The sequence below is a fragment of the Demequina sp. genome, from assembly GCF_024642165.1.
GTDB lineage: Bacteria > Actinomycetota > Actinomycetes > Actinomycetales > Demequinaceae > Demequina.
In genome coordinates this window covers 1-7,839 of record NZ_JAHEBP010000094.1, presented here as the reverse complement: position 1 = coordinate 7,839, position 7,839 = coordinate 1, and the positions used below count along the sequence as shown (strand labels likewise).

The following is a 7,839-nucleotide window of genomic DNA, read 5'->3' as shown; positions in this document are numbered from 1 at the left end:
CGACGAGCGTGGGCTCGACGGAGGCGGCCACGTTGTCGACCCAGGTCGCCACCAGGATGGCGTCGAGCACCCCGAGGCCCAGCATGGGCAGGATGGTCAGCGGGTAGAGCAGCAGGAAGGTCCCCACGATCTCGACGGACGGGAGCGACTGCGGCACGCCCACGAACCGCAGGCTCGCCAGCAGGATGAAGGACTCGACCGCGACGCCGGCAAGCATCAGCACCAGCGCCGGGAACAGGTGACGGCGCAGTGACGACTCGACGCGAGCGCGGAACTCGAGCACCGCAGACGCCCACCCCGCCTCGTCGGCGGGCCTGCCCACGCGCGATACGGCGCGCGCGGCCATGCGCCCCGTCGCCTCGGCCCACGTGTGCGAGCGCAGCACCAGGATCAGCGTGACCAGGATGGTCGCCGCTATCGCCGCCGAGACCCCCGCGATCGCCCACTGCCGGGTCTCGATGCCACGGACCGCGAACATGGCGAGTCCCAGCACCGGCGCGAGGAAGCGCGCCCCCCAGAACACGACGGTCGCGAGGGTCACGCCCGCCATGCCATCGACGGGATCGACGCCCCAGGAGCGGAACATGGCCACCCGCAGCGCCATGTCCGAGGGCGGGGGAGCAACGGTCGCCACCAGGTTGGCGGACATCTCATTGTGAATCGCTCGCTTGAGGCCGAGCCCCGTCACGAACCTCGCCACGGGGGTCGAGCTCAGGACCTGCCGCCCGACCAGCGCGACCACCAGCACGGGCATCTGCCACCAGTCGAGAGTGGCGAGCGCGTCGCCCACGGCTGACCACGAGACGCGCTGGGCGAGTCCCCCGATGATCCACACCGCGGCGGCCGCGGCGGCGGCCAGCATCACAGGCTTGATCCAGCGGCGCCAGGAGCGCGGCTCGGGGGTCTGGGACTCCGGCACGCGCCCATGCTAGCCGCGCGCACCGGCGACCGGACGTGGCCGTCGCGAGAGTAACGTTGAGGCATGACCTCGGTGGCGGATGTGATGGATGCGCTCGAGAGTCGATTCCCGCTTGACCTCGCCGAAGACTGGGACGTCAACGGCCTGACGGTCGGGCGCCCGGAGGCGGAGGTCACCCGCGCGCTGTTCGCCGTGGACCCCACGCTCGCGGTGGTCCAAGAGGCGATCGACGCCGGGTGCGACCTGATCGTCACCCACCACCCCCTGCTGTTGCGGGGCGTGAGCACCGTCAACGCGGGCACCCCCAAGGGCGCCGTCATCCACGCGCTCATCGAGCACGGCATCGCGCTCTACAACGCCCACACCAACGCCGATGCGGCGGGCAGCGGCGTCGCCGAGGCGCTGGCGGAGGTGCTCGGGGTCACCGGCGGGCTCCCGCTCGTGCCGCTCCACGCCGACGCCGAGCAGGGGACGGGCCGCGTGGGCCGCCTCGACACCGCGGTGACCCTACGCGAGTTCGCCGAGCGCGCCGCCGCAGTCCTGCCCCGCACCGCGCACGGCGTGCGCGTCGCGGGTGACCTCGACGGCATCGTGAGAACCGTCGCTGTGGTGGGAGGCTCGGGCGACTCGTTCCTCGCGGCCGCGCGAGCCGCTGGCGCCGATGTCTACCTCACCGCGGACCTCCGGCACCACCCCGCGTCCGACGCCCGCGAGGCGGCCTTGCTGGGCGACGGCCGTCCGTACCTCGTGGACGTCGCCCACTACGCCTCCGAGTGGACCTGGCTGGAGGCCGCCGCCGAGTACCTGGGCGACGCCGCCGGCATCGACACCATCGTCTCGACCCTCAACACCGACCCCTGGACCGCGCGCTTCTAGCGCGAAGGAGATTCCGTGCCCTCAGCTCCCGCAGCCGATCAGATCCGCCTTCTCGACGTCCAGGACATCGACCTGCGCGCGCAGCAGGCCCGATACCGCCGCGCGCACCACCCCGCGATCGCGCAGATCGCCGAGCTCGACGGCCGCCGTGCGGACCTCGACGAGGCGCGGGTGGGAAGCGCCACGAAGGCCTCGGATCTGCGCCGGGCCGTCCAGAAGGCCGAGGACGACGTGCAGGCCGTGCGGTCCCGCGCGGATCGCGACACTGCACGGATGCAGTCCGGGCAGGGGAGCGCCAAGGACCTCCAGGCGCTGCAGAGCGAGCTGGAGGCGTTGGCGCGCCGCCAGGAGGCGCTCGAGGACGTCGAGCTCGAGGTGATGGAGGCGCTCGAGCAGGCGGAGAAGGAGCACGCGTCCGCCAAGGAGCAGGTCGACGCCATCGCCGCTCAGATCGAGACGCTCACGGCCGAGCGCGACGCGGCGTGGGCGGTGGTCGACGCGGAGCTGGAGGCGCTCGCGACGGATCGCGCCGCCGCCGTCGCCGGACTCGACGAGGGCCTGGTCGCGACCTACGAGAAGCTGCGCGACGGCCACGGCGGAATCGGCGCGGCCGCGCTCGAGGGCGGCGTGTGCCTGGGCTGCCGCATGAGCCTCAACCCGACCGACCTGCGCGCCATCGAGATCAAGCCCGCCGATGCGATCGTCCGCTGCGAGGAGTGTGGACGCATCCTGGTGCGCAGGGCGGCTTCGTGAGCGATGCCCAGGTCGAGCCCCCCACCGCGACCGCCCCGCGAGTCCAGTCGCCGTTCTCGCCCCACGAGGAGGACCTGGTCGCGCCGCTGACGATCGTGCTGGTCCGGCACGGCGTGACCGAGATGACCACGTCGCGGCAGATGTCGGGCGGCGGCGTGCCCGGGCCGGCGCTCAACTCGCAGGGTCGGATCCAGGCGGCGAAGGCCGCGGACAGCATCTACGGCATCGGCCGCCGGACCTGGACTCACTTGCCTCACGTCACCCGCGTGCTCGCGTCCCCCATGGTGAGGACCCAGGAGACGGCGGCGGCCATCGGGCGTCGCATCGGCGCCCACGTCGAGACCGAGGATCGGATCCGCGAGGTCGACTTCGGCGCATGGGAGGCCCTCACGGTTGCCCAGATCATCGAGCGCGACGGCGACGCGATCCACGCGTGGCGGCGGGCGGTGGGCGAGGCTCCCGACGGCGAGTCGATTCCGGCGGTGGGGGAGCGCGGCTCCCAGGTGCTCGTGGACCTCGCACGCGAGCACGCCTCGGAGTGCGGCGGCGGTCGCGACGTGCCGCGCGGCGTGGCGCTGGTGTCTCACGCCGTCTCCATCAAGGCGATCGTGGGCACCGCGCTCGGCATGCCCGCCTCCCACTGGGGCGCCATCTGGCCCTCGCCGGCGTCGACCACAATTCTGCAGGTCCGCGCCCGCCGGGACGGCTCGATCGCGGAGACCCACCTGCTCTGCCTGGGCGTCCCGGTCGACTGACGGCGGGCGCCCGCGCCGGGACCAGACGGGTACCGGCAGGGCCTCCCTGAGCGCCGGCACAGTCCCTACGGTGGTGCCATGACCTCCCGAGACGACGTTCGCGAGTTCCTGGTGAGCAGGCGCGCCAAGGTGACGCCCGCCATGGTGGGGCTGCCGCCCGGCGGCGCCCGCCGCGTGCCAGGCCTGCGCCGCGGCGAGGTGGCGATCCTCGCGGGCGTGAGCGTCGAGTACTACACGAAGCTCGAGCGCGGCGACCTGCGGGGGGCCTCCGACGAGGTCCTCGAGGCGATCGCCTCTGCCCTGCGGATGGACGATGCGGAGCGCGCCCACCTGTCCGACCTCGCCCGAGCGGCCAACGCGGGCGAGAGGGCACGCCGGCGACCGGCGCGCCGCATCGACCTTCGCCCCGAGTTGCAGCACCTGATCGACGCCGTGACCGACGCGGCGGCGGTGATCGGGAACCCGCGCGGCGACATCGTCGCGGTCAACGCGCTCGCGCGGGCGCTCTACGACCCCGTGCATCGCTCGCAGCCGGATCCGGTGAGCTATCCGCGCTTCATCTTCCTCGACCCGGCCTCGCGGGCCTTCTACCCGGACTGGAACGACATCGCCGACGCCTCCGTGGCGAGCCTGCGCACGATTGCCGGTCGTGACCCCTTCGACCGCGCCGTCACGGACCTGGTGGGCGAGTTGTCGACCCGTTCGGAGGACTTCCGCATTCGCTGGGCGCGCCACGACGTCCACCTGCATACCCATGGCCTCAAGCGCATCGTCCATCCCGCCATCGGGGAGGTCGCGCTCTCCTTCACCGTCCTGGAGCTTCCCGCGGATGCGGGCCTGTCGCTGACGATCTACACCGCCGCCCCCGGAAGTGAGTCCGCGGACAAGCTCCGTCTGCTCGCGAGCTGGTGGGCCACCCAGGCTGCCGCGGTAGCGGCCGAAAGGAATCACGCATGACCACAGAGGAGCAGACCCCGATGCAGCGGTTGATGGGCGACTTCGCCCCCGCGTTCGTGGGATTCACGGACGACACGCTGTTCGGCCAAGTCTGGTCGCGCACCGACGAGCTCTCGCGACGCGACCGCAGCCTGGTCACCATCACCAGCCTCGTCACCGCGGGCAACATCGAGCAGCTCAAGGCCCACATCCCCCTGGGGCTGGCGAACGGGCTGACGGAGGACGAGGTCACGGAGGCGATCACGCACGTCGCCTTCTACGCCGGCTGGCCCCGCGCCGTGTCCGCGCTCACCCTCGCCAAGCAGCTCTTCGAGACGTAGGAGGACCCCATGCACATCGAGCCCCGGCGCCCGACCGTCAAGAACCCACCGGAGCAGTTCGCGGGGGACGTCTGGCTGGACCTCATCGTGGTCCCCAGCAGCGAGTCCCAGCGCACGGTGGTCGCGAAGGTCCGCTTCGCTCCGGGCGCGCGCACCGCGTGGCACTCCCACGCGCGCGGCCAGCACCTTCACGTCACCGAGGGCGTGGCGTACTTCGGCGATCGCGACGGCAACCTCATCGAGGTGCGCCCCGGCCAGACCCTCTATACGCCCCCCGGCGAGGATCACTTCCACGCCGCCTCACCCGACTCGTTCATGGAGCACATCGCGATCGTCGAGAACGCCGACGACCCGGCGACCACCACCGTGTGGAAGGAGCACGTCGAGGACGATCGGCTCCCCGGCGCACGCTGACACCGCTGAGGGGGTCCCTGCCGGTACCCCTGTCAGCGCAGACTCCCCGACCCGCGCGGTGGCCGCGACGATGGATCTCGAGCCCGCACACGATGCGGGCAACCGCGGGAGCGGCCCGCTCGCCGAGAGGCGACCGGGCCCCGTTCCCTCCGGGGTGGACGTCGCCCCGGCCGAGGCGCACATCTGCCACGACTCACGACTATCGAGGAGGTCTTCCACCGTGAAGGCAACATTCATGTACGGCGCGGGCGACGTCCGCGTCATCGAGGTCCCGGATCCCCGCATCGTCGAGCCCACGGACGCCATCGTGCGCGTGGTGCGCGGCTGCATCTGCGGCTCGGACCTGCACCCGTTCCACTCCCTTCGCGCCTCGGAGACGGGCCAGCACATGGGCCACGAGGCCATCGGCGTGATCGAGGACGTGGGCGCGGACGTGCGCACCCTGGCCAAGGGTGACTTCGTCATCATCCCGTTCCACCTGCAGGACAACACGTGCGCCTTCTGCCGCGAGGGCGTCCACACGTCCTGCATCCACGGCGGCTGGCTCGCAGGCGGCCAGGGCGAGGCGCTGCGCCTGATCCAGGCCGACGGCTCTGCCGTCAAGGTCCCGGGCGTGAACCCCGACACGGCGGACGATGCGCTCCTCGGCTCGCTGCTGACCCTGTCCGACGTCTACCTCACCGGCTGGCATGCGGCCTTCATGGGCCGCGTCGCCCCCGGCAAGACCGTCACCGTGATCGGTGACGGCGCGGTCGGACTGTCCGCGGTGCTGTCGGCGAAGGAGATGGGCGCCGAGCGCATCATCCTCATGGGCCGCCACCGGGTGCGCACGGATCTGGGTCGCGAGTGGGGCGCCACCCACGTGGTCGCAGCGCGCGGCGCGGAGGGCGTGGCCGAGGTCATCGAGCTCACCGGCGGCGAGGGCAGCCATGTGGTGCTCGAGGCCGTGGGCCACATGCCCGCGTACGAGCAGGCGTACGGCATCGTCCGTCCCGGCGGCGTGATCTCCCGCGTGGGAGTGCCTCAGTACGAGGCCGCCTCCGTGGGCTTCGGCTCGCTGTTCGGCAAGAACGCAACGCTGACAGGAGGCCCCGCCCCGGTCCGTGCCTACATCGACGCCGCCATCCCGAAGGTGCTGAACGGCGAGATCGACCCTGGGCGCGTGTTCGACATGACCGTCGGACTCGACGGCGTGCCCGCCGGCTACGCGGCGATGGACGCGCGCGAGGCCCTCAAGGTGATGGTGGACCCGACGCGATGAGCGAGATCTCCACCGTCCTGTCCATCGGCGCGACCGGGTCGATCGGCCGCCTCGTGGTCGACGAGCTGCTGGCGCAAGGTCTCGCCGTCCGAGCCCTGGTGCGCGATGCAGGCCGGGCGCGCAGCATCCTCCCCCCGGAGGTCGAGCTCGCCGTGGGCGACCTCGCCTCCGGGGAGGGGCTGGCCGAGGCGGTGGCCGGCGTCGACGCCATCGTCCTCACCCACGGCGGCGTCCCGCGCGACGTCGACTACCAGGGCGTGGTCCGCGTGCTCGACGCGCTCGCCGGGAGGCGACCGCGACTCGCGCTGATGACGTCGATGTCGACCAGCAAGGGCGGCAGCCAGTTCGGTGGCGCGCTCGATTGGAAGCGCCGCGGAGAAAGGCTCGTCCGCGCGTACGGCGCGCCGTACACGATCGTCCGGCCCGGCTGGTTCGACTATCAGGAACCCGACGAGAAGGCGCTGCTGGTGGAGCAGGGCGACGTCTCGCACATCGACAGCCGCCGCGGAGTCGCACGGTCTCAGATCGCGGCCACGCTCGTGCATGCCCTGCTCGCCGAGACGGCGATCGGCGTCACGCTCGAGCTGTTCGCTCGGCCCGGCTCGGCCCCCGCGGACTGGGACGCCGTGTTCGCGCCGCTGGCGAGGGACGACGCGTCGACACTCGCGGGTGCCCTCGACCGCGGCGTCACGCTGGCGGACGAGCCGCCCGACGTCCTCGCGGACATCGAGCGGCTACGCTCGCGCTGACCACGTCCGGCGCGCGCCTCCTTGTTCCTGATGACCAGCGGCTTCATCACTGGTCAGACGGTGGCCGTCGACGGCGGCGACTCGCTCCTGTGAGTCAGCCCGCGATCACCAGGGTGAGCTCGTCCGGGCCCGTGGTGCGGGTGACCAGGGTGACGTCCACGAGGGCGTCGCCGATCATCCCGGCCGCCGCGTCGGCGAGGTCGGCCGCGGTCTCGGGAAGCGCATCGTCCCCCATCAGGTGGGCCGCGAGCAGCCCCCGGGTGTGCTTGGCCATGTGGCTGACCACCGCGCGCCTGCCCGCGAGCTCGCGCTGGACCCCCACCGTGACCCACGGCGCCTCGGCCGGGCGGTACGCGGCCACGTAGGACGCGCTACGGCAGTCGACCACCAGGCGGCCGGCGGCGAGGGCGTCGAGCTCCGCCGGCAGGTGGCGGCGCCAGAACGTCGCCAGCGGGCCGATGCGTCCCAGGCTGGTGGCCATCGACAGCCGGTAGGCGGGGATCCGGTCAACGGGCGAGACGGCGCCCCACAGCGCGGAGACGGTGCGCACGTGGTGGCGCGCGCGGTCCAGCATGGCGCCGTCCCACTCGGCCATGCCGGCGGCGTCGTAGAGGACGCCCGAATAGACGGTGGACGATGCCGCGGCCGGGTTGTCCCACACGGTCCGGTTGCGGTCGACCTCCGCGGCGAGCGAGGCGCCCGCGCCCAGCACGTGCATGGCGTTGCGCTGGCCGCTTGACCGGGCGAGCGCGTCCCCCACGCGGCGTCGGTGCGGCGCGAGGCCCGGGTGGGACAGCGAGGCCAGGTCCACCGGGTCGCCCGCCGGGGGAGCGGT

The 7,839-nt window shown here is 72.6% G+C and carries 10 protein-coding genes; 8 read left to right on the top strand and 2 right to left on the bottom strand.

The features are described 5' to 3' along the window. Positions 1-919: hypothetical protein (locus Q0L54_RS08835; protein WP_296667309.1), on the bottom strand; the 919-nt coding region annotated here is incomplete at its 3' end. A 63-nt stretch (positions 920-982) separates the two neighbouring features. Between Q0L54_RS08835 and Q0L54_RS08830 the strand changes: the two genes are divergently transcribed. From Q0L54_RS08830 to Q0L54_RS08795, 8 genes are all read left to right on the top strand, one after another. Continuing rightward, the gene (locus Q0L54_RS08830) at positions 983-1,795 is read left to right on the top strand and encodes a Nif3-like dinuclear metal center hexameric protein (RefSeq protein ID WP_296667305.1); all 813 of its coding nucleotides are present in this window, start codon (positions 983-985) and stop codon (positions 1,793-1,795) included. A gap of 15 nt (positions 1,796-1,810) precedes the next feature. Further along, positions 1,811-2,548: a C4-type zinc ribbon domain-containing protein gene (locus tag Q0L54_RS08825; RefSeq protein WP_296667301.1), complete on the top strand. Its 738-nt coding sequence runs from the start codon at positions 1,811-1,813 to the stop codon at positions 2,546-2,548. Continuing rightward, positions 2,545-3,303, top strand: coding sequence for a histidine phosphatase family protein (locus tag Q0L54_RS08820; RefSeq protein WP_296667299.1), 759 nt, complete (start codon positions 2,545-2,547; stop codon positions 3,301-3,303). Before Q0L54_RS08825 ends, Q0L54_RS08820 begins: the two co-directional genes overlap by 4 nt. Before the next feature lie 78 nt (positions 3,304-3,381). Then, complete coding sequence (locus Q0L54_RS08815; protein ID WP_296667298.1) at positions 3,382-4,260, top strand: helix-turn-helix transcriptional regulator; 879 nt, start codon at positions 3,382-3,384, stop codon at positions 4,258-4,260. Further along, positions 4,257-4,580 (top strand): carboxymuconolactone decarboxylase family protein, encoded by a 324-nt coding sequence (locus tag Q0L54_RS08810; protein WP_296667295.1) that lies wholly within the window; start codon positions 4,257-4,259, stop codon positions 4,578-4,580. Before Q0L54_RS08815 ends, Q0L54_RS08810 begins: the two co-directional genes overlap by 4 nt. Positions 4,581-4,589: 9 nt before the next feature. Further along, positions 4,590-4,994 (top strand): cupin domain-containing protein, encoded by a 405-nt coding sequence (locus tag Q0L54_RS08805; protein ID WP_296667292.1) that lies wholly within the window; start codon positions 4,590-4,592, stop codon positions 4,992-4,994. A 220-nt stretch (positions 4,995-5,214) separates the two neighbouring features. Beyond that, a complete protein-coding gene (locus tag Q0L54_RS08800; RefSeq protein ID WP_296667289.1) occupies positions 5,215-6,255 on the top strand; it encodes a zinc-binding dehydrogenase in 1,041 nt (346 codons plus the stop codon). Continuing rightward, positions 6,252-7,004: an SDR family oxidoreductase gene (locus Q0L54_RS08795; protein ID WP_296667284.1), complete on the top strand. Its 753-nt coding sequence runs from the start codon at positions 6,252-6,254 to the stop codon at positions 7,002-7,004. Before Q0L54_RS08800 ends, Q0L54_RS08795 begins: the two co-directional genes overlap by 4 nt. Before the next feature lie 94 nt (positions 7,005-7,098). On the opposite strand, the gene yaaA is transcribed toward Q0L54_RS08795, so the two are convergent. Further along, positions 7,099-7,839: peroxide stress protein YaaA (yaaA, locus tag Q0L54_RS08790; protein ID WP_366937951.1), on the bottom strand; the 741-nt coding region annotated here is incomplete at its 5' end.

Bases quoted from the DNA above. Each gene is read 5' to 3' on its own strand.
- Q0L54_RS08810 (WP_296667295.1), top strand. From the start codon at position 4,257: ATGACCACAGAGGAGCAGACCCCGATGCAGCGGTTGATGGGCGACTTC.
- Q0L54_RS08795 (WP_296667284.1), top strand. From the start codon at position 6,252: ATGAGCGAGATCTCCACCGTCCTGTCCATCGGCGCGACCGGGTCGATC.
- Q0L54_RS08830 (WP_296667305.1), top strand. From the start codon at position 983: ATGACCTCGGTGGCGGATGTGATGGATGCGCTCGAGAGTCGATTCCCG.
- Q0L54_RS08815 (WP_296667298.1), top strand. From the start codon at position 3,382: ATGACCTCCCGAGACGACGTTCGCGAGTTCCTGGTGAGCAGGCGCGCC.
- Q0L54_RS08805 (WP_296667292.1), top strand. From the start codon at position 4,590: ATGCACATCGAGCCCCGGCGCCCGACCGTCAAGAACCCACCGGAGCAG.